Raw genomic sequence first — 18,854 nt, 5'->3', positions numbered from 1 at the left:
GCATGGCGCGCTCCTACAGGTAACGTCGGTGCCAAGGAAGTGCAGGGAGTCCCGGCACAACGTGGGTATGCACGCTGATCCAGCACATGCGTCCAATAGGGCGACCGTTGCCGCCGCCATAGTGACCGGACCTCAACCCCGAGCCCGGAACACCCATGAGCGCCGAAACCATCGATCTGAACAGCGTGGTGACGCTGGTGGTCCACCACAAGGTGCGTTGCGAAGCCCTGCCCAGCTACGAGGCCTGGCTGCGTCGCACGGTTTCGGCCGCGCGTCGGCAGCCGGGGCACCTGGGGGTGAACGTGATCCGCCCGGACGGCGAGGGCGCGATGTACACCACCGTGGTGCGCTTCGCCGCCGCCACGCAGTTGCAGGCCTGGATCGACTCCCGCGAGCGCGCCGAGCTGGTCGCCGAGGTCCTGCCACTGCTGGAAGAGGGTGACCACCCGCTGATCCACAACGACGCCGAATTCTGGTTCACCCCCGAACACGGCAACGTGCGCCAGCCGCCGAAATGGAAGCAGGCGCTGCTCACCTACCTGGTGATCAGCCCGCTGACCATGGTCATCCCGCCGCTCTGGGGCCCTGCGTTCGAGCGCTTTCCGGTATTGGCCGGCGTGGTGCCGAGCAACCTGCTGGTGACCCTGTGCATCGTCCTCCCGGTGGTCTACCTGATCATGCCCTGGGTGACCCGGCGTTGCGCCGGCTGGCTCAACGCCGACTGAGCTTTCCCCTGACTTTTCCCTCCCGCGGCGCCCGCGTGGTGCCCGTCCCCACATTGTCCTGCATGGCAGGCAGAGGAGTTTCCATGAGCACTTTCGTTACCCGTGACGGCACCGAGATCTATTACAAGGACTGGGGCAGCGGCAAACCCGTGCTGTTCAGCCACGGCTGGCCGCTGGACGGCGACATGTGGGAATACCAGATGCAGTACCTGAGCAGCCGCGGCTACCGCACCATCGCCTTCGACCGCCGCGGTTTCGGTCGTTCCAGCCAGCCGTGGAGCGGCTACGACTACGACACCTTCGCCGACGACATCGCCGGCCTGATCGAGCACCTGGACCTGCGCGAGGTGACGCTGGTGGGCTTCTCCATGGGCGGCGGCGACGTCAGCCGCTACATCGGCCGTCATGGCACCTCGCGTGTCGCCGGCCTGGTGCTGCTGGGCGCGGTCACGCCGATCTTCGGCCAGTCCGCCGATTTCCCCCAGGGGGTGGAGAAGGGCGTGTTCGACGGCATCAAGGCCGGCCTGCTGCAGGATCGCGCGCAGTTCATCGCCGATTTCGCCGCGCCGTTCTATGGCACCAACCGTGGCCAGAAGGTCTCCGAGGGCGTGCTGACCCAGACCCTGAACATTGCCCTGCTGGCCTCGCTCAAGGGCACCGTGGACTGCGTCACCGCCTTCTCCGAGACGGACTTCCGCGCGGACCTGGCCAAGGTCGACGTGCCGACCCTGGTGATCCACGGCGACGACGACCAGATCGTGCCGTTCGAAACCACCGGCAAGCTGGCTGCCGAGCAGATCCCGGGCGCCGAACTGAAGGTCTACGCCGGCGCGCCCCATGGCTTCGCCGTCACCCACGCGCAGCAACTCAACGAAGACCTGCTGGCCTTCCTGCAACGCTGAGGGACCCGAGCATGAGCAACGCAGACCTGATCCTGTTCAACGGCAAGCTGCACACCGTCGACCCGGAGCGGCCGCACGCCACCGCGGTGGCCATTGCCGACGGCAAGTTTCTCGTGGTGGGCACCGACGCCCAGGCGATGGCCTACCGCGACGCCTCGACGAAACTGGTCGACCTCAACCGCCGCACCGTCATCCCCGGCCTCAACGACTCGCACCTGCACCTGATCCGTGGCGGCCTGAACTACAACCTGGAGCTGCGCTGGGAGGGCGTGCCGTCGCTTTCCGATGCGCTGGAGATGCTGCGCCTGCAGGCCCAGCGCACGCCGTCACCGCAGTGGGTGCGCGTGGTCGGTGGCTGGAACGAATTCCAGTTCGCCGAACGCCGCCTGCCGACCATCGAGGAGCTGAACAAGGCGGCGCCGGACACCCCGGTGTTCGTCCTGCATCTATATGACCGCGCGTTGCTGAACCGCGCGGCGCTGCGTGTCGTCGGCTACACGAAAGACACGCCGAACCCGCCCGGCGGCGAGATCGTTCGCGACAGCAACGGCGAGCCCACCGGCATGCTGATCGCCCGCCCCAACGCGATGATCCTCTATGCGACCCTGGCCAAGGGGCCAAAGCTGCCGCTGGAGTACCAGGTCAACTCGACCCGCCAGTTCATGCGCGAGCTGAACCGCCTGGGCCTGACCAGCGTGATCGACGCCGGCGGCGGCTTCCAGAACTACCCGGACGACTACCAGGTGATCCAGCAACTGGCCGACGCCGACCAGCTCACCGTGCGTATCGCCTACAACCTGTTCACCCAGAAGCCCAAGGAAGAGCTGGCGGACTTCAGGAACTGGACCTCCAGCGTGACCTACGGCCAGGGTACCGACTTCCTGCGCCACAATGGCGCGGGCGAGATGCTGGTGTTCTCGGCGGCGGACTTCGAGGACTTCCTCGAACCACGTCCGGACCTGCCCGGCAGCATGGAGGCCGAGCTGGAACCGGTGGTGCGCCACCTGGTGGAGCAGCGCTGGCCGTTCCGCCTGCATGCCACCTATGACGAGTCCATCTCGCGCATGCTCGACGTGTTCGAGAAGGTCGACCGCGACATCCCGTTCAATGGCCTGCCGTGGTTCTTCGACCATGCCGAGACCATCACGCCGAAGAACATCGAGCGGGTGAGGGCGCTGGGCGGCGGCATCGCCATCCAGGACCGCATGGCCTTCCAGGGCGAGTACTTCGTCGACCGCTACGGCAAGCAGGCCGCCGAGGCCACGCCGCCGATCAAGCGCATGCTGGCCGAAGGCGTTCCCGTCGGCGCGGGCACCGACGCCACCCGTGTCTCCAGCTACAACCCCTGGACCTCGCTGTACTGGATGGTCAGCGGCAAGACCGTGGGCGGCCTGAGCCTGTACCCGGAAGGGCTGTCGCGCGAAGTGGCGATCCAACTGTTCACCCACGGCAGCGCCTGGTTCTCCAGCGAGCAGGGCAAGAAGGGCATGCTCAAGGCCGGCCAGCTGGCGGACCTGGCGGTGCTGTCGGAGGACTTCTTCAGCGTCGAGGAGGAAGCGATCAAGACCATCGAGTCCGTGCTCACGGTCGTCGGCGGCAAGATCGTCCACGGCGACCGCGAGTTCGACAAGCTGGCCCCGCCGAGCATCCCGGTGGTGCCGGAGTGGTCCCCGGTGGCGATGGTTCCCGGACACTGGCGCCCGCAGGCACCGTTGCAGCAGGCCGTGCACCAGTGCGTCGGTTCCTGCGGCGTGCATGGCCACAGCCATGAACGTGCGCGCACCAAGGACGTGCCGGTGAGCGACTTCGCCGGGTTCTGGGGCGCGTTCGGCTGTTCCTGCTTCGCGTTCTGATGCTGACCTGAGCGCAGGGGCGGGCGCTGTCAGCGATCCCATTTCGGGATCGCGGGCATGGCCCGCTCCTACAAAAGCGATGGCGCCGACGCCACGACTGTAGGAGTGGGCCATGCCCGCGACCCGCCCAGCGCCGAACCTGCCAGCCCATACCCTCTGTCACACGGCTTTCGCCATCTCGGCATCGATAGCCTTTTACCGCTTCAGCCAATCGAAAACTGCAATAGCAGCCCGCCCCGTTTGATCTATCTTCTGATGGGTTGTGCGAATACAAGGCGCCAACGATAGGCGCCCCCAAGGAGCCTGCAATGAGTGAAGAAAAGAAAGGTAGCTGCCCGTTCCACCAGACCGCTGGTGGTGGTACTTCCAACCGTGACTGGTGGCCCAACCAGCTGAGGCTGGACCTGCTGCACCAGCATTCTTCCAAGTCCAACCCCATGGGTGAGGACTTCAACTACGCCGAGGCCTTCAAGACCCTCGACCTGGAAGCGGTGAAGGCTGACCTGCGCGCCGTGATGACCGACTCCCAGGACTGGTGGCCCGCCGACTTCGGCCACTACGGCCCGCTGTTCATCCGCATGGCCTGGCACGCCGCCGGCACCTACCGCATCGGCGATGGCCGTGGCGGCGCCGGCCGTGGCCAGCAACGCTTCGCCCCGCTCAACAGCTGGCCGGACAACGTCAGCCTGGACAAGGCGCGCCGGCTGATCTGGCCGATCAAGCAGAAATACGGCGCCAAGCTGTCCTGGGCCGACCTGATCGTCCTCACCGGCAACGTCGCCCTGGAGTCCATGGGCTTCAAGACCTTCGGCTTCGCCGGCGGCCGCGAGGACGTCTGGGAACCGGACATGGACGTGTACTGGGGCGAAGAGACCACCTGGCTGGGTGGCGACAAGCGCTACACCGGCGAGCGTGACCTGGAGAACCCGCTGGCCGCGGTACAGATGGGCCTGATCTACGTGAACCCGGAAGGCCCCAACGGCAACCCCGACCCGGTGGCTGCCGCCCGCGACATCCGCGAGACCTTCGCCCGCATGGCCATGGACGACGAGGAAACCGTCGCCCTGATCGCCGGCGGCCACACCTTCGGCAAGACCCACGGCGCGGGCCCGGCGGACAACGTCGGGGTCGACCCGGAAGCCGGCGGCCTGGAGAACCAGGGCCTGGGCTGGGTCAGCAAGTTCGGCAGCGGCTCCGGTGGCGATGCCATCACCAGCGGCCTGGAGGTCACCTGGACGTCGACGCCGACGCGCTGGAGCAACAACTTCTTCTGGAACCTGTTCGGCTACGAGTGGGAACTGACCAAGAGCCCGGCCGGCGCGCACCAGTGGCAGCCGAAGAACGGCGCCGGTGCCGGCAGCATTCCCGATGCGCACGACAAGTCCAAGCGCCGTGCCCCGTCGATGCTCACCACCGACATCTCCCTGCGCGTGGACCCGGCCTACGAGAAGATTTCCCGCCGTTTCTACGAAGATCCCGAGGCGTTCGCCGACGCTTTCGCCCGCGCCTGGTTCAAGCTGACCCACCGCGACATGGGCCCGCTGGCCCGCTACCTGGGGCCGGAAGTACCGAAGGAGGAACTGATCTGGCAAGACCCGATCCCGGCGGTCAATCACCCGCTGGTGGACGAGAAGGACATCGCCGCGCTCAAGGCCAAGGTACTGGCCTCGGGCCTGTCGGTCTCCGAACTGGTGTCTACCGCCTGGGCCTCGGCCTCGACCTTCCGTGGCTCCGACAAGCGCGGCGGGGCCAACGGTGCGCGCATCCGCCTGGCGCCGCAGAAGGACTGGCCGGTGAACCAGCCGGAACAGTTGGCCAAGGTGCTGGGCGTGCTGGGTGAAATCCAGTCCGAGTTCAACGCCTCGGCTGCTGGCGGCAAGAAGATCTCCCTGGCCGACCTGATCGTCCTGGCCGGCGATGCCGGCGTGGAAGAGGCCGCGCGCAAGGGCGGCCACAGCGTCAGCGTGCCGTTCGCGCCGGGCCGCATGGATGCCAGCCAGGAACAGACCGACGTGCACTCGGTGGGCATGCTGGAGCCGGTGGCTGACGGCTTCCGCAACTTCCAGAAGTCGAAGTTCTCGGTTCCGGCCGAAGCGCTGCTGATCGACAAGGCGCAACTGCTGACCCTGACCGCGCCGGAAGTCACCGCGCTGATCGGCGGCCTGCGCGTGCTGGGCGCCAACACCGGTGGCTCGCAGAACGGCGTGTTCACCACCCGTCCCGGCACCCTGAGCAATGACTTCTTCGTCAACCTGCTGGACATGGGCACGGTGTGGAAACCGACTTCGGACGCCAATGACCAGTTCGAAGGCCGTGATCGCAAGACCGGCGAAGCGAAGTGGACCGGCAGCCGCATCGACCTGCTACTGGGTTCAAACTCCCAGCTGCGGGCGCTGTCGGAGGTCTATGGTTGCTCGGATGGCGAACGCAAGTTCGTCCATGACTTCGTCAAGGCCTGGACCAAGGTGATGAACCTCGACCGCTTCGACCTGCCACGCTGATACGGCAGTCAGGAGCAAAGGGCCCGCGGACGAGCGATCGTCCGCGGGCCTTGTCGTTCCAGCCGTCGCAGGATGTTCACAGGCTGCCGGCAGACTGGGCCGCTTAACCGGGAAAGGGGGCTTTCGCCTATGCGCCGTCGACTCATCGCTTTACTGGGCACCTTCGCGCTGGCTCTGGCCAGCTTCACCGCCAGCGCCGAGGAGTCCCCCGGCCGCGCCCTGAGCGAGGCCGCCGGCGTTCCCTGGCCGACGGTGATCGCCCACCGCGGCGCCTCCCACGATGCCCCGGAGGAAACCGCGCCGGCCTATCTCGCCGCCCGTGACCTGGGCGCGGACTATCTGGAAGCGGACCTGCAGCGGACCAAGGATGGCGTGCTGGTGGCAGTGCACGATGACACCCTGGAGCGCACCACCGATGTCGCCAAGGTCTTCCCCGGCCGCGAGAAGGCGCCGGTGAGCCAGTTCACCCTGGCGGAGCTCAAGCGCCTGGACGCCGGCAGCTGGTTCAATACCACCTATCCCGAGCGCGCCCGCTCCAAGTACGCGGGTGTGCGCATCCTCACCCTCGACGAGCTGATCGACATCGCTGAAGGCGGCGGCGAAACCCCCGGCCTGTACCTGGAAACCAAGGCGCCGGGGCAGTTCCCCGGCATCGAGGAAGACCTGCGCAAGGTCCTGGAAAATCGTGGCTGGCTCAACGCAGACGGCGAGCCACAAGGCAAGATCGTGCTGCAGACCTTCGAGAAGAGCAGCCTCGAGTTGCTGCACAAGAGCATGCCGAAGGTGCCCAAGGTCCTGCTGCTGTGGGTCGGGGATGGCTACATGGCGGCGAAGAAGCCAACTTCCTTTGCGCAGTCCGGGGAGAAGATCAAGGCGGACTTCTATGCCCGGCAGGAAGTGAAATCCAAGGAAGAATTCTTCGCCTGGCTCGACTGGGCCAAGGCCAACGGTGCCCTCGGCACCGGGCCATCGGCGACGCTGAGCGCGCGAGGCGACCAGAGCTACATGGACCTGGTGCAGCCGTGGATGAACCAGGCCGCCCATGAGCGAGGCCTGTTCGTGCATGCCTACACCGTCGACGACGCGGTGGACTTCGACAAGCTCAGCAAGGCCGGGGTGGACGGCTTCTTTACCAACCGCACCGACCAGTTGCTGATGTTCCTGGGACGGCCACCGAGCCAGTCCGTGGGCGAGGTCCTGAAGTCGGTGGGTTATTGACCCGGTTTGCGCCCGGATCGTGCAACGCCGCGCCGCGATGGCGCTTTTCTGCAGGAACGAGATTGCTCGCGAACAGAGTTCGCCCGTGGCGCCGGCTTTATGCGGTTCGCGAGCAAGCTCGCTCCTACAGGGGAAAGTCGCCCGCGAGGGGAAGCGACAGATGCATGCTCACCGTCATCCCCTGGCCCGGCGGGCTGGCCAGCACCAGCTCGCCCTGCAGCAGGGCAATCAGGCGCTTGGCGACGATCAGCCCCACGGGGGCGTCCTGCAGCATCTGCCGCGCGGCATCGGCGGCCAGCTCTTCCAGGGAATAGACGGCCAGCGGATCGCCAGCCTCCGCCGCCAGCGGCGCGGCGTTGAGACGAATGGCCAGGCGGGAGCCCTCAACCTGCCCGTGGAGGGTCAGGCACAGGCTGCCGGCCGGCGTTTCGCGGATCAGGTAAGCCAGCAGGTAATCGAAGACCTTGCGCAGCAAACGCGGGTCGCCCAGCAGCTCGCGGTTCAGCTCGGGTGAAATCTGCAGGTCCGCTTGCAGTGCTTTCGCTTTCAGCAATCGGGCGGCGGATTCGGTGGCCGCACGCAACAGGTCATCCAGCCTCAGGGCAATTGCCTGGGGGTGCTCCTCGCCACTTTCCAGGCGGGCAATCTGGCGCAGGTCGGCGGTCAGCTTCAGCAAGTCGCGGCTGGTGCCGTCGATCCATTCCAGCGCCTCGCGGTCGGCCGGCTCCAGCGTCGCGCGCTGCAGCACCATTTCCAGCAGGCCGTGCATGGCGCCCAGGGGAACGCTGAATTCGTTGCTCGCGCGCACCAGGAAATTGAGCTTCTGCCGGTTGCTCAGCTCCGCCTGCTGCTTGTCCGCCTCGATGGCGCGCAGGCGGTCCTGGCGGCCGGTGATGTCGGCACTGCCGCAGATCATGCCGAGCAGCCGGCCCTGGGCGTCGCGATAGGGCTTGCCCCAGTGATGCAGCACGCGGCGCTGGCCGTGGATGCGCAGCTCGATATCGCGGGCGAAGGCCTGCTCCGCGGCCACCGCCTGCAGGAAGTACTGGTGCAGCAGCTCGGCCTGGGCCGGCGCGTACCAGTCCACGTCCATGGCGCGGGTGCCCAGCACGTCCTCCAGGCGCACGTCGTACAGGCGCAGGAAGGCAAGGTTGGCGTGCGCCAGGCGGCCGGCGGTGTCGCGCACGTAGAGGGCGTCGGGCAGGCTGTCGACCAGGCTGCGCAGCATCACCAACTCGTCGCTGTCAGGCGCTGCCCGTTCGGGTTCGGCCTGGGGAGCCGTCACCAGGGCGTTGCGCCGGGCGAAGTCGATCAGCTCCGCCAGGCTATGCAGGTTGAGCTTGTGCTGCAGACGCGTGCGGTAGGTGCTGACAGTCTTTTCGCTGAGGGTCAGCTCATGGGCGATCTGGTGGTTGTTGCGCCCGCTGGCGAGGAAATACAGCACCGACAGCTCGCGGTTGGACAGGCTCGCCACTCGTTCGCGCTCGCCACTGCGCACTTCCGGCAGGTTGACGTTGCCCAGCAGGCGCATGGGGAAATAGCTGCGCCCGCGCAGCAGCATGGCGACCGCGAGGCTCAACTCGCGCAGATCGTCGTGCTTGCTGACGAAGCCGGAGGCGCCGCCCTGCAGGAAGCGCCCGACTATGTGCTCCGAATCCTGCGCGCTGAAGGCCAGCACCGGCAGGTTCATCCCGCGGGCTCGCAGCCGTGCCATGACGTCCAGGCCATTCAGGTGCGACAGGTCGATATCGAGAATCAGCAGGTCGGCGGGCTGCTCCAGGCTCAGGCGCAGGGCGTCCAGGCCGTCCTCGGCCTCGCCGGCGATGGCGTGGCCCTCGCTCTCCAGCAGCATGCGCACGGCATGCCGGGTGACCGGGTGTCCGTCGGCGATCAGCACCTGCCCCATGGCAACGTCCTCAGTCGAATACCTGATCAACGCTAGGCCATTTCTCGGAAGCCTGCAGGATTTGCGTAGGAAGTTTCCTACGCAACAGTAAATGCTTTCCCATCTTTGGCGTGCATCGTTCCGAGAAGAATCGCCCCCAGAGACCGGCTCACGCGCCGGCCAGACATGGATTCTGGAGGGCAACCAGATGAGTACCTGCAAGATTGCATCGGCACGCCGACACGCGCCGCCGTTCGTTCCCACGCTGCTGGCGGTGGTCATCACCTCGCTGGCAGCCCTGCCTTCGCTAGCCGAAGATTTCGACACTCCCCAGTCGTTTTCCCCCTGGGAGAACAATACCAGTGAGCTGCACGACGCCCATTTCGACGTGAATGCCGGCCAGGCCGCCATCACCGTCAACGACATGGCGTTCAGCCTGGACGGCGGTTGGGTCCATAACACCGGCGCGGGCGGTGGGCTGCTGTTCAACCTGTGGAGCGGCAAGCAGGATCAGGTCGACCATGTGGAGATCGACAGCGCCGGCAGCTTCGGCCTGCAGGTCAACGGCGGCAAGGTGAGCATCGTCGACTCCCAGGTCAGCACCCATGGCGACAACGACGCCGGCCTGGACGCGCAGAGCGGCGGCCAGGTCGAGCTGGTTGGTGGCAGTGTCGCCACTGACGGCGACAACTCCGCTGCGGTGCACGCACACAACAACGGTGGCGCCCGGGTCACTGGCAGCGCCTTGACTACCGCGGGCGACCACGCCGTTGGCGTGCTGCTGGACAACAACGGCACGTTGGTACTGGATGCTTCGCAGGTATCCACGAGCGGCGACGACAGTACCGCTATCCAGGCCAGCAATGGCGCTTCCCTGCAGGTCAGCGGAGCCACCCTCGAAACGGCCGGGCAGGGCAGCCACGGCGTGCACGTTTCCAGCAATGGTGCGGACAACACGCTGGTCGACTCCCGCATCACCACCCATGGCGCCGGCAGCATCGGCGTGATGGTCAACAACGCCAGCGGCTCGGCGCAGGTGCAGAACAGCCGGATCGTCACCGAAGGCGAGGGCAGCCACGGTCTCTATACCCGCCAGGGGACCCATATCGATCTCGCCCAGGGCAGCCAGGTGGAAACCAGTGGCGCCAACGCTGATGGTGCCTGGACCGCCGAGGGCGGCAGCATCGCTATCGCCGACAGCCGCCTGGAGAGCACCGGAGCCGGCTCGGCGGCCGTGCACGCGGCGGCGTCCGGCACCATCAAGGTGGAGGCCAGCCAACTCTCCAGCAGTGGCAGCGACGGGGCCAGTGTGCATCTGGACAATGGCGGGACGGTCACCGCCAGCAACAGCCAGATCGACTCGCGGAATGGTTCCGCCATCCTTTTCAGCCCGGGCGAGCAGCAGGGCGGCGGCGAAGCCCACATGGACCTGAGCGCCAGCCGCGTCACCAGCGATGCTGCCGTGGTGACGGCGCAGACCGGCAGCTCGGGGACTTTCAACGCCACGGGCAGCCAGTTGCAGGCCGGCAACGGGGTGGGTTATGCCCTCGCGGAGGGCGCCAGGCTGCAATCCACGCTTACCGATTCCAGTCTCGACGTCGGCGATGCCGGCCTGCTGGCCGATGTCGCCGGTAATGGCTCGCTGCGCTTGACCAGCGAAGGCAGCGACCTGCACGGCGATACCCGGCTGCAGGACGGTGACCAGGGTGTGCTGGACATGACCCTGCACAATGCCCACTGGCAGCTGAATGCAGACTCCAGCCTGAGCAAGCTCGATCTGGACGGGGCCCGCGTGTCGTTTGGCGCCGATGGGTACCACACCCTGTCGATGACCGGCGACCTGACCGGTGCCGGCACCTTCGACATGAACACCGACCTTTCCAGCCTGCAGACCGACCTGATCCTGGTTGGCGGGCAGGCCTATGGCGACCACACCCTGGTGGTCGCCGACAGTGGCAAGGAGGCGGGCGGCGACCAGTTGCGCGTGGTCGGCACCCAGGGCAGCCCGGGCGCCTTCAGCCTCTACGGCGAACACGTGGATGCTGGCGCCTACCGCTACACGCTCGAACAACAGGGCAACGACTGGTACCTGGTCGCCAGCGGCAAGAATGTGGTCGACCCGGGCGATCCGACCGATCCGGAGGACCCCGACCAGCCCTCCACGGGAACCGGTGACGGCGGCGACCCCGGGACGACCCCCCCTGATCCGGGCGACGGCGGTGCCGGTGGCAATGAAGGCGGGAATCAAGGCGGCGCCGATGGGGGCGACCAGGGTGGCAACCAGGGCGGTACTGACGGCGGAAACCAGGGCGGTACTGGCAGTGGAGACCAGGGCTCCTCGGAAGGCGGCAGCACCAGCCAGCCCGACATCATCTCCAAGGGCTCCAACGTCGCCCTGGGCATGCAGAGCGCCGCAGCCAACCTGTACTACGCCGAACTCGGCACCCTGGTGCAGCGTCTGGGTGAGCTGCGCCTCAGCCAGGACGAAGGCGGCGTCTGGATTCGTGGTATCGGCAAGCGTATGCGCATGGGCGAGCACTATGGCCGGGCCTTCGAACAGAACCTCGACGGCATCGAGATCGGCGCCGACAAGGCGATCCCGCTCGACGGCGCGCGGCTCTACCTCGGTGCCATGGTAGGCGCCAGCGAGTCGCGCATCCGCTTCACCGAGAACAGCCGCGGGCACCTCGACAGCACCAGCGTCGGCGCCTACGCCACCTACCTGCGCGACGATGGCTGGTACCTGGACAACGTCATCAAGTACAGCCACATGGACGGCGACGTGAAGGTGCCGACCAACCTCGGCCAGCCGGTGAAGGGCGACTACAAGGCCGACGCCTATGGTGTCAGCGTCGAGGGTGGCAAACGCATCGACCTGCAGGACCAGTGGTTCGTCGAGCCCCAGGTGCAGCTCAGCGCCACGCACTTCGAAGGCCCGCGCTACACCAGCAGCGATGGCCTCAAGGTGCGCGCCAGCGACACAAACTCGCTGCAGGGCAGGGTCGGCCTGCGCGGCGGCAAGGAAATCCAGCTGGACCGCGACATGCGCCTGCAGACCTACGCCACCGCGTCCTACATCGACGAGCTGGCTGGCAACACCCACGTCCGCGTCAACGGCGAGAAGCTCAACAACGAACTACCCGGCTCGCGCGGCGAACTGGGGGCCGGTGCCGCGCTGCAGCTCAGCCGCCAGCAGAAGGTCTCGCTGGAAGTGGACTACGCCAAGGGCGACCACCTCGAACAGCCCTGGGCCGTGACCCTCGGCTATCGCTACCTCTGGTAGCCATTCAGTCCCGCGGGGAGGGCGGTAACGTCCCCCCGTTCCCCCCTTCGACATTCCAGGCGGAACCGGCGGCGCCGGTTCCAGGGAGACACTCATGTACAGGAAACTTGCGGCCGAGCTGATCGGCACCTTCTGGCTGGTTCTGGGCGGCTGTGGCAGCGCGGTGCTTGCGGCCAACTTCACCGGCCACGGCATCGGCCTGCTCGGCGTGGCCCTGGCGTTCGGCCTCAGCGTGGTGACCATGGCCTATGCCATCGGCCCGATCTCCGGCTGCCACCTCAACCCGGCGGTGAGCGTGGGCCTGATGTTCGGCGGGCGCTTCCCGGCCGGCGACGTACTGCCCTACATCCTCGCCCAGGTCGTCGGCGGCCTGTTGGCCGGTGGCGCGCTTTACCTGATCGCCAGCGGTGCAGCCGGCTTCGACGCCGCCAACGGTTTTGCCGCCAACGGCTACGGCGCGCATTCGCCAGGTGGCTACAGCCTGGCCGCGGTGCTGCTTTGCGAAGTGATCATGACGGCCATGTTCCTCTTCGTGATCATGGGGGCTACCGACCGCGATGCCCCGGCCGGCTTCGCGCCGCTGGCCATCGGCCTGACCCTGGCGCTGATCCACCTGATCAGCATTCCGGTGAGCAACACCTCGGTGAACCCGGCCCGCAGCCTGGCCGTAGCGGTCTATGCCGCGCCCTGGGCGCTGGAGCAGCTCTGGGCCTTCTGGCTGGCCCCGCTGGTCGGCGGCAGCCTGGGTGCGCTGGTCTATCGCGTGGTCCGTGGCCGGTGATGTCTACACTCGCAGTGGCGCTTTGCGCCGCGTCGTCTGCAAACAGGAGATTCCCATGAATGCCCGCAAACTGATTCCCGTCGCCCTCGCCACCGCTCTGCTGCCCTGGTCGATGGCCCAGGCCGCGTCCCTCGGCGATGTCGCCGGCAGCCTCGGCGGCCTCGGCAACCTGTCGTCGGTGTCGTCCAGCAGCAGTGGCAACGTCGCCGGGTTGCTGGAGTACTGCGCGAAGAACAATTACCTCAACGCCGATGCCGCCACCCAGGTGAAGGACAAGCTGCTGGGCAAGCTGCCGGGCAACACCACCACCAGCGACAGCGGCTACAAGGACGGCGCCAAGGGCATCCTCACGGGCAGCGATGGCAAGAACCTCGACCTGTCCGGCAGCGGCATCAAGGAAAAGGTCACCAAGCAGGTGTGCGACAAGGTCCTCAGCCAGGGCAAGTCGCTGCTCTGACGCCCCGGCACGTCAGGGGCGGGATTTCCCGTAGCGCACATCCCGCTCATCCACGCGCCCGGCCAGATGCCAGCCGTGGCGACGGTAGAAGGCGTTGGCGCGAATCCCGTTGCCGCCATCGGTCACCAGCCAGATGTTCCCGTGCTCGCGGAACAGCTGTTCCTCGGCCGCCGCCAGCAACAGGCGGCCCATGCCCAGCCCCTCGCACTCCGGGCGCACGAACAGGGCGAAGAGTTCTCCTGCCTCGGTATCCACCATGGCGAAGCCTCCGGCAACGCCGTCGATCTCGGCAATCCACGCGCAAGGCGCGGATTCGATCGCCTCGGCCAGCACCTGCGGCGTGATACCCATCCCGGCCATCTGCTCGCGGCTCAGGTGGTTCTCCCGCACGCTGGTGCGGATGTCGAAGAGGGTGTCGACGTCCGTCGGGCTTGCGGGGCGGATCGATAGGGACATGGAGACTGGCCTCGTCGTCAGGTGGCGGAAAAGCCGCTGTGGTAGGCGACCTGGCCGGCGACCCTCGAGCCATCCAGCGACAGCGCCATGAAGTATTCCGCTGGCACGCCCGCGTACTGGATCGCCGGGTCCTGCTGGAAGCCGAAGCGCGGGTAGTAGGCCGGGTCGCCGAGCACCACGCAGCCTTTCGCGCCCAGGGCGCCCAGGCGCTCCAGCCCGGCGCGGATCAGCGCCGCACCGATGCCCCGGCCGTGCAGGTCGGGTCGCACGGCGACCGGGCCCAGCCCATACCAGCCGAGGTCCGCACCGTCCAGGGTGACGGGCGAGAACGCCACATGGCCGACCACCTCGCCCTCCACCGTGGCGACCAGCGAAACGCTCAGCGCCCCGGCTGCGCGCAACTCATCGACGATAGCGCCCTCGGTACCGCTGCTGTGCTCGGCCTCGGCGAAGGCGGCGGTGGTCACTTCGCGGATGACGCTCAGGTCTTCCGGGCGCTCGGGGCGAATGCTGTACTGCATGGGGGTTGTCCTCCTGGGATGCCGGGCTCGGTTGAACCTGTTGGAGCCTGGTAAAGCGGCCCTTTGCCGTCTGGTGACAAGGCCCGCTGAACGGCGGACCTTCTCAAGTCAAATCTTGCGCCAAACGCCTGCCAGCCAGGGCTGTTGCTCCCGTGGCAGGCCGGCGGGCCGGTAATAGTGCTCCAGCTCGCGGAAGCCGGCGCCCGCCAGCAGCTGTGTCCAGTTCTGCAGGTCGTGGTAGGAGCCGTAGCGCCCGCCGTTCCAGCCTTCCTGGTTCTCCCCGCGCGGATTGGAGCTGAACAGCACGCCACCCGGCTTCAGCGCCGCATGCAGCTGGCGCAACACGCGCGGCAGCTCGCTGCGCGGTACGTGGAACAGGCTGGCATTGGCATAGATGCCGTCGAAGCGCTCGGCGGGCAGGTCGAGGGCGAGGAAATCCTGCTGCCAGACCTCGCAGCCGCTGGCTTCGCGCGCCATGGCGACGAAGTTGGCGCAGCCGTCCAGGCCGACGGGAGCATGCCCCAGGCTTTTCAACGCGCACAGGTCGCGCCCCGGACCGCAGCCGAAGTCGAGCAGGGCCAAGGGCGCATCGCCCTGGATGTGCCGCAGCAGCGCAGCGATGTTCTGGGTGACGTCGTGGTCCCAGGTGCCCTCGCGGAAGGACTGGGCGCTGTCCTGGTAGTGCTGCAGGGTGACGCGGGAGATGTCGCGCAGGATCGGGTCTTCGGGGTTCATGGCGGTGATCGGTCAGGACGAGATAGCTGATTCTACAGCGGCAATGCCCCGCAGGAGCGGACTCTGTCCGCGATCGATCCATCGCCAAGCCGGTCACCCGGCAGTACGGCCAGCCCATCGCGGACGGAGTCCACGCCTGCACGAATACCGATCCAGAGGCGCCCGGATTGGCTCGCCTCCTGCGCAGACAATTTGAAAGTCGGCCTCGGGGCGCGGTGAACTCAGGCGCGGCCCTAGACTGAGGCATTGCCCTCACGGATTGCCCCAGATGTCCCTCTCCCGAAACCTGTCTGCCCTGGATTGGCCCGCACTCACCCGGCAACTCGACGCCGACGGCCACGCGCTGATCCCCGGCCTGCTGGACAGGGCGCAGTGCGAGACGCTCCGCGCGCTGTACGCCCAGGACGCGCCATTTCGCAGCCGAGTGGTCATGGCCCGGCACAACTTCGGCCTCGGCGAATACCGCTACTTCGCCTATCCCTTGCCGTCGCGGCTGCAGGAGCTTCGCGAAGCCTTCTACCCGCCGCTGCGCGCCATCGCCAACACCTGGCAGGAACGCCTGGGCACCGGCATCCAGTACCCGCCGGAGCATGCCGACTTTCTCGCCCAGTGCCATGCCGCCGGCCAGCGCCGGCCGACGCCCTTGCTGCTGCGCTACCGCGCCGGTGACTACAACTGCCTGCACCAGGACCTCTACGGGGAGCTGGCCTTCCCGCTGCAGGTGGCGATTCTGCTGTCCCGGCCGGGCGAGGAGTTCTCGGGCGGCGAATTCGTCCTCACCGAGCAGCGCCCGCGGATGCAGTCGCGGGCGAGCGTGGTGCCGCTGCGGCAGGGCGATGCCGTGGTATTCGCCGTGGCCGAGCGCCCGGTTCGCGGCGTGCGCGGTTATCACCGGGTCAACCTGCGCCACGGCGTCAGCCGCCTGCATACCGGCGAGCGCTTCACCCTCGGGGTGATCTTCCACGATGCGCTGTGAGGAGTAGCATGGATCGGTCCAGGGAAACGGGAGATCGACATGCACTACGAAGTGATTCAGCGCCACCGCAGCGAGTACCCCGCGCCCATCACCTTCGCCAAGGGCGCGCCGTTGTTCGTCGGCGAGCGCTATGAAGGCGCCGAGGGCTGGGAAGACTGGTACTTCTGCTCCACACCGGGGCAGCGCGAGGGCTGGGTGCCGGCGCAGGTCTTCAACATGACCGCGCCGGGCGCCGGGGTGGCGATGGAGGACTACACCGCCCGCGAGCTCGACGTGGAGGTCGGCGAGCGGCTCGAAGGCGGCCGCGAGCTGGGCGGCTGGCTCTGGTGCGTCCGCTCCGGCGGCGAGGCGGGCTGGGTGCCGCTGGACTGCCTGCAGGAAGTCAGCGCCTGATCCTGCAACACCTGATCTGCAATAAGCGTCAGGCCTTGTAGCGACGCCCGGCGTGCTGCTTGAGCCAGGCCATCAGTCCGCGCTGCTGCACCACCGCGGGTTGCTCCACCAGCAGCGCGGCGCTGGCCTTCTGGCGGAAGTCCAGCAGGCGCCCCATGGCTTCGGCGATCTCCTGGCGCGCCTCCATGCAGGGCGCGAGGGTTTCCTTGTCGATGTAGTAGGCGGCGCCGTCACTGATGGCGGTGAACTCCGCCTGCCAGGCCGAGCCGGTCAGCACGCCGGCCTCGCCGAACACCTCGCCCGGCCCCATGCGCCCGGCCTCGATGGTCTGGCTGTCGTGGGGCAGGGTGACGCTGACCACGCCGGAGTCGATGATCAGCAGGCGGTCGCTGACATCCCCCGGCGCGAGCAGTATTTCGCCGCGCTTGAAGGGGCGGCGCTGCATGCGGTTCGCCAGTTCGTCGCGTTCCTCGTCGCGCAGCGCGTCGAACAGGCCCGAGCGCACCAGCAACGCCCGTGCCCGCGAGGCGCTCTCGCGCATCGGCGCGTCGGCCTCGGCCAGCAGGTTGATGCCGGCGGCCTGCAGGTGGCGGTAGGCGAGGTCGAACAGCTGGTTGCGCACCTCGCGCTTCTCGCCCATGGCGGCGACGAAGCCGCTCATCTCGTACTCCACGCCATCGGGCGCGGACTTGCGCACGCTGACCGCCGGCGCCGGGTTGGCCAGCAGGGCGCGGCAGCCGCCCAGGGCGTGCTCCAGCGCCTCGATCACCTTGCGCGGACGAATGTGCGGGCTGACCGTCAGGCTCACGCTGACGCCATAGAGGTTCGCCGGGCGGCTCAGGTTGAGCACCTTGGCCTTGGCGGCGAGGGAGTTGGGCACTACCGCCAGCGTGCCCTGGGAGGTCTGCAGGTAGGTGGAGCGCCAGTCGATCTCGGTGACCTTGCCCTCGATGCCGTCGATGGAGATCCAGTCATCCAGCTGGTAGGGCTTGGTGGTGTTCAGCACGATGCCGGAGAACACGTCGCTCAGCGTGCTTTGCAGCGCCAGGCCGAGGACGATGGCAACCACCCCGGAAGTGGCCAGCAGGCCCTTCACCGGCAGCTCCAGCACGTAGCCGGCGGCGGCGATGATGGCGACCAGGAAGATCAGCGCGCCCACCACGTCCTGCAGCAACCGCCCGCCATGGCCGATGCGTTGCACCAGCAGGAAGCCCAGCACCACCGTCAGGCAGCGCGCGGCGAACAGCCACCAGACTATCTGCACGGCGGTGGCGACCATGTGACTGGGCAGGTCGTCCGGCCAGGGCGCGGCGCGCAACGGGTTCATGCCGGCGTTGAACAGCAGCAGGCTGAACAGCAGGAAACACAGGAGGCGCGTGGCCAGCCTCCAGTGCGGATGGGGCGGACCGACCAGCCGCCAGAGCAGCAGGTCGATCAGCAGCAGGACGGGGGCGGCGAACAGCGGGTGGGTGGTGAGCAGGGCGGGCATCGAGCCTCTCCTTGGAGCGATCGCAAGAAGATGGCACAGAAAGCGCTTTCTGGCAGCGGCCTCAGCTCGGGTTGTGCGGGTTCACCAGCTTCAGCCATTCATCGGTCTCGACTTCGCCGGCGATGCGCAACCGCGGCTGGGTCTCGTCGTACAGCACCAGGGCGCTGCCGTACTCGGGCGTGTCGGTCTCGCGCACCTTGAGGTTTTCGCGCAGGAGGTCGAAGCATTCGCTGTGGGTGACCAGCACCAAATTGCGGTGCGCGGCCTTGTGCTGGCGGATCTGTTCGGCGAGGTCGCCGTCCTTGCAGGTGAGCAGCCAGTCCTGGCGCGCCACGTTGCGGTCGAACATCAGGTCGGCGGTCTGCATGGTGCGGTTGGCCGGGCTGCTGTAGATGTCGGTGGCGGTCAGGCCCAGGCGGGTGATGCTCTCGCCCATGCTTCGCGCCAGGGCGGCGGCGCGGGCGGTGATGCCGTCGGCGGCGCCCAGGCATTCGGCGGTGGAGCGGTCGCAACGCTCCATGTGGCGCACCAGCAGGACAACCCCGCCGCGGGCCCAGTTCTGCGCGAACAGGCTGCTGCCGGGCACGTCTTCCAGTGGCGTGGGCAGCGAGCGCCAGGCCACCAGGGCGAGGGTGGTGCAGGTCAGCAGGGAAGCGGCCAGAAGGCGAAGGCGGGGCAA

Annotated in this window: 16 protein-coding genes; 10 read left to right on the top strand and 6 right to left on the bottom strand. The window is 67.5% G+C overall.

Going from position 1 to position 18,854, the window contains the following annotated elements; translation table 11 throughout:
* Nucleotides 1-155: 155 nt before the first annotated feature.
* The 5 genes from UB43_RS00810 (at nucleotide 156) to UB43_RS00790 (ending at nucleotide 7,199) form a co-directional block, all read left to right on the top strand.
* Entirely contained in the window at nucleotides 156-725 is a 570-nt protein-coding gene (locus UB43_RS00810; protein ID WP_045207467.1) for an antibiotic biosynthesis monooxygenase, read from the top strand.
* Nucleotides 726-808: 83 nt separating this feature from the next.
* Nucleotides 809-1,627: an alpha/beta fold hydrolase gene (locus tag UB43_RS00805; RefSeq protein ID WP_045207466.1), complete on the top strand. Its 819-nt coding sequence runs from the start codon at nucleotides 809-811 to the stop codon at nucleotides 1,625-1,627.
* A gap of 11 nt (nucleotides 1,628-1,638) precedes the next feature.
* Nucleotides 1,639-3,480 (top strand): amidohydrolase, encoded by a 1,842-nt coding sequence (locus UB43_RS00800; protein WP_045207464.1) that lies wholly within the window; start codon nucleotides 1,639-1,641, stop codon nucleotides 3,478-3,480.
* A 308-nt stretch (nucleotides 3,481-3,788) separates the two neighbouring features.
* Entirely contained in the window at nucleotides 3,789-5,981 is a 2,193-nt protein-coding gene (gene katG, locus UB43_RS00795) for a catalase/peroxidase HPI (protein WP_045207461.1), read from the top strand.
* 129 nt (nucleotides 5,982-6,110) lie between these two features.
* On the top strand, nucleotides 6,111-7,199 hold the full coding sequence (locus tag UB43_RS00790) for a glycerophosphodiester phosphodiesterase (RefSeq protein WP_045207458.1): 1,089 nt from the start codon (nucleotides 6,111-6,113) through the stop codon (nucleotides 7,197-7,199).
* 124 nt (nucleotides 7,200-7,323) lie between these two features.
* Here the strand turns inward: UB43_RS00790 and UB43_RS28745 are convergent, their stop codons facing one another.
* Nucleotides 7,324-9,105, bottom strand: a complete 1,782-nt coding sequence (locus UB43_RS28745) for a response regulator (RefSeq protein WP_052969470.1) — start codon at nucleotides 9,103-9,105, stop codon at nucleotides 7,324-7,326.
* 187 nt (nucleotides 9,106-9,292) lie between these two features.
* On the opposite strand from UB43_RS28745, the gene UB43_RS28740 reads away from it, so the two are divergent.
* The 3 genes from UB43_RS28740 (at nucleotide 9,293) to UB43_RS00770 (ending at nucleotide 13,605) form a co-directional block, all read left to right on the top strand.
* Nucleotides 9,293-12,367 carry an autotransporter outer membrane beta-barrel domain-containing protein gene (locus UB43_RS28740; protein WP_052969469.1) on the top strand — a complete coding sequence of 1,025 codons (3,075 nt, stop codon included), beginning with the start codon at nucleotides 9,293-9,295 and terminating at the stop codon, nucleotides 12,365-12,367.
* 94 nt (nucleotides 12,368-12,461) lie between these two features.
* Nucleotides 12,462-13,148 carry an aquaporin Z gene (gene aqpZ / locus UB43_RS00775; RefSeq protein ID WP_045207456.1) on the top strand — a complete coding sequence of 229 codons (687 nt, stop codon included), beginning with the start codon at nucleotides 12,462-12,464 and terminating at the stop codon, nucleotides 13,146-13,148.
* A gap of 55 nt (nucleotides 13,149-13,203) precedes the next feature.
* A complete protein-coding gene (locus tag UB43_RS00770) occupies nucleotides 13,204-13,605 on the top strand; it encodes a DUF2501 domain-containing protein (protein ID WP_045207454.1) in 402 nt (133 codons plus the stop codon).
* A gap of 12 nt (nucleotides 13,606-13,617) precedes the next feature.
* On the opposite strand, the gene UB43_RS00765 is transcribed toward UB43_RS00770, so the two are convergent.
* The 3 genes from UB43_RS00765 to UB43_RS00755 all read right to left on the bottom strand — a co-directional run bounded on the left by UB43_RS00765 (nucleotide 13,618) and on the right by UB43_RS00755 (nucleotide 15,317).
* Complete coding sequence (locus UB43_RS00765) at nucleotides 13,618-14,061, bottom strand: GNAT family N-acetyltransferase (protein ID WP_045207452.1); 444 nt, start codon at nucleotides 14,059-14,061, stop codon at nucleotides 13,618-13,620.
* Nucleotides 14,062-14,078: 17 nt separating this feature from the next.
* Entirely contained in the window at nucleotides 14,079-14,582 is a 504-nt protein-coding gene (locus UB43_RS00760) for a GNAT family N-acetyltransferase (RefSeq protein ID WP_045207450.1), read from the bottom strand.
* Between the two features lie 108 nt (nucleotides 14,583-14,690).
* Nucleotides 14,691-15,317 (bottom strand): bifunctional 2-polyprenyl-6-hydroxyphenol methylase/3-demethylubiquinol 3-O-methyltransferase UbiG, encoded by a 627-nt coding sequence (locus UB43_RS00755; protein ID WP_045207449.1) that lies wholly within the window; start codon nucleotides 15,315-15,317, stop codon nucleotides 14,691-14,693.
* Nucleotides 15,318-15,585: 268 nt separating this feature from the next.
* Between UB43_RS00755 and UB43_RS00750 the strand changes: the two genes are divergently transcribed.
* Nucleotides 15,586-16,293, top strand: coding sequence for a 2OG-Fe(II) oxygenase (locus UB43_RS00750; RefSeq protein ID WP_052969468.1), 708 nt, complete (start codon nucleotides 15,586-15,588; stop codon nucleotides 16,291-16,293).
* A gap of 39 nt (nucleotides 16,294-16,332) precedes the next feature.
* Entirely contained in the window at nucleotides 16,333-16,686 is a 354-nt protein-coding gene (locus UB43_RS00745; protein ID WP_045207447.1) for an SH3 domain-containing protein, read from the top strand.
* 28 nt (nucleotides 16,687-16,714) lie between these two features.
* Here the strand turns inward: UB43_RS00745 and UB43_RS00740 are convergent, their stop codons facing one another.
* Nucleotides 16,715-18,175, bottom strand: a complete 1,461-nt coding sequence (locus UB43_RS00740; RefSeq protein WP_045207446.1) for a mechanosensitive ion channel domain-containing protein — start codon at nucleotides 18,173-18,175, stop codon at nucleotides 16,715-16,717.
* Between the two features lie 61 nt (nucleotides 18,176-18,236).
* Nucleotides 18,237-18,854, bottom strand: a complete 618-nt coding sequence (locus tag UB43_RS29460; RefSeq protein ID WP_045207444.1) for a histidine phosphatase family protein — start codon at nucleotides 18,852-18,854, stop codon at nucleotides 18,237-18,239.

Source organism: Pseudomonas sp. 21, assembly GCF_000955805.1.
Taxonomy (GTDB): domain Bacteria; phylum Pseudomonadota; class Gammaproteobacteria; order Pseudomonadales; family Pseudomonadaceae; genus Pseudomonas.
Note: the sequence above shows the minus strand (reverse complement) of the source record. Positions and strands in the feature narration are given on the sequence as shown.

Coding starts and splice junctions, on each gene's coding strand:
- UB43_RS00745 (WP_045207447.1), top strand. CDS start 16,333: ATGCACTACGAAGTGATTCAGCGCCACCGCAGCGAGTACCCCGCGCCC.
- UB43_RS00805 (WP_045207466.1), top strand. CDS start 809: ATGAGCACTTTCGTTACCCGTGACGGCACCGAGATCTATTACAAGGAC.
- UB43_RS00750 (WP_052969468.1), top strand. CDS start 15,586: ATGTCCCTCTCCCGAAACCTGTCTGCCCTGGATTGGCCCGCACTCACC.
- UB43_RS00770 (WP_045207454.1), top strand. CDS start 13,204: ATGAATGCCCGCAAACTGATTCCCGTCGCCCTCGCCACCGCTCTGCTG.
- UB43_RS00760 (WP_045207450.1), bottom strand. CDS start 14,582: ATGCAGTACAGCATTCGCCCCGAGCGCCCGGAAGACCTGAGCGTCATC.
- aqpZ (WP_045207456.1), top strand. CDS start 12,462: ATGTACAGGAAACTTGCGGCCGAGCTGATCGGCACCTTCTGGCTGGTT.
- UB43_RS00810 (WP_045207467.1), top strand. CDS start 156: ATGAGCGCCGAAACCATCGATCTGAACAGCGTGGTGACGCTGGTGGTC.
- UB43_RS00790 (WP_045207458.1), top strand. CDS start 6,111: ATGCGCCGTCGACTCATCGCTTTACTGGGCACCTTCGCGCTGGCTCTG.
- UB43_RS00765 (WP_045207452.1), bottom strand. CDS start 14,061: ATGTCCCTATCGATCCGCCCCGCAAGCCCGACGGACGTCGACACCCTC.
- UB43_RS00755 (WP_045207449.1), bottom strand. CDS start 15,317: ATGAACCCCGAAGACCCGATCCTGCGCGACATCTCCCGCGTCACCCTG.
- katG (WP_045207461.1), top strand. CDS start 3,789: ATGAGTGAAGAAAAGAAAGGTAGCTGCCCGTTCCACCAGACCGCTGGT.
- UB43_RS00740 (WP_045207446.1), bottom strand. CDS start 18,175: ATGCCCGCCCTGCTCACCACCCACCCGCTGTTCGCCGCCCCCGTCCTG.
- UB43_RS00800 (WP_045207464.1), top strand. CDS start 1,639: ATGAGCAACGCAGACCTGATCCTGTTCAACGGCAAGCTGCACACCGTC.
- UB43_RS28745 (WP_052969470.1), bottom strand. CDS start 9,105: ATGGGGCAGGTGCTGATCGCCGACGGACACCCGGTCACCCGGCATGCC.
- UB43_RS28740 (WP_052969469.1), top strand. CDS start 9,293: ATGAGTACCTGCAAGATTGCATCGGCACGCCGACACGCGCCGCCGTTC.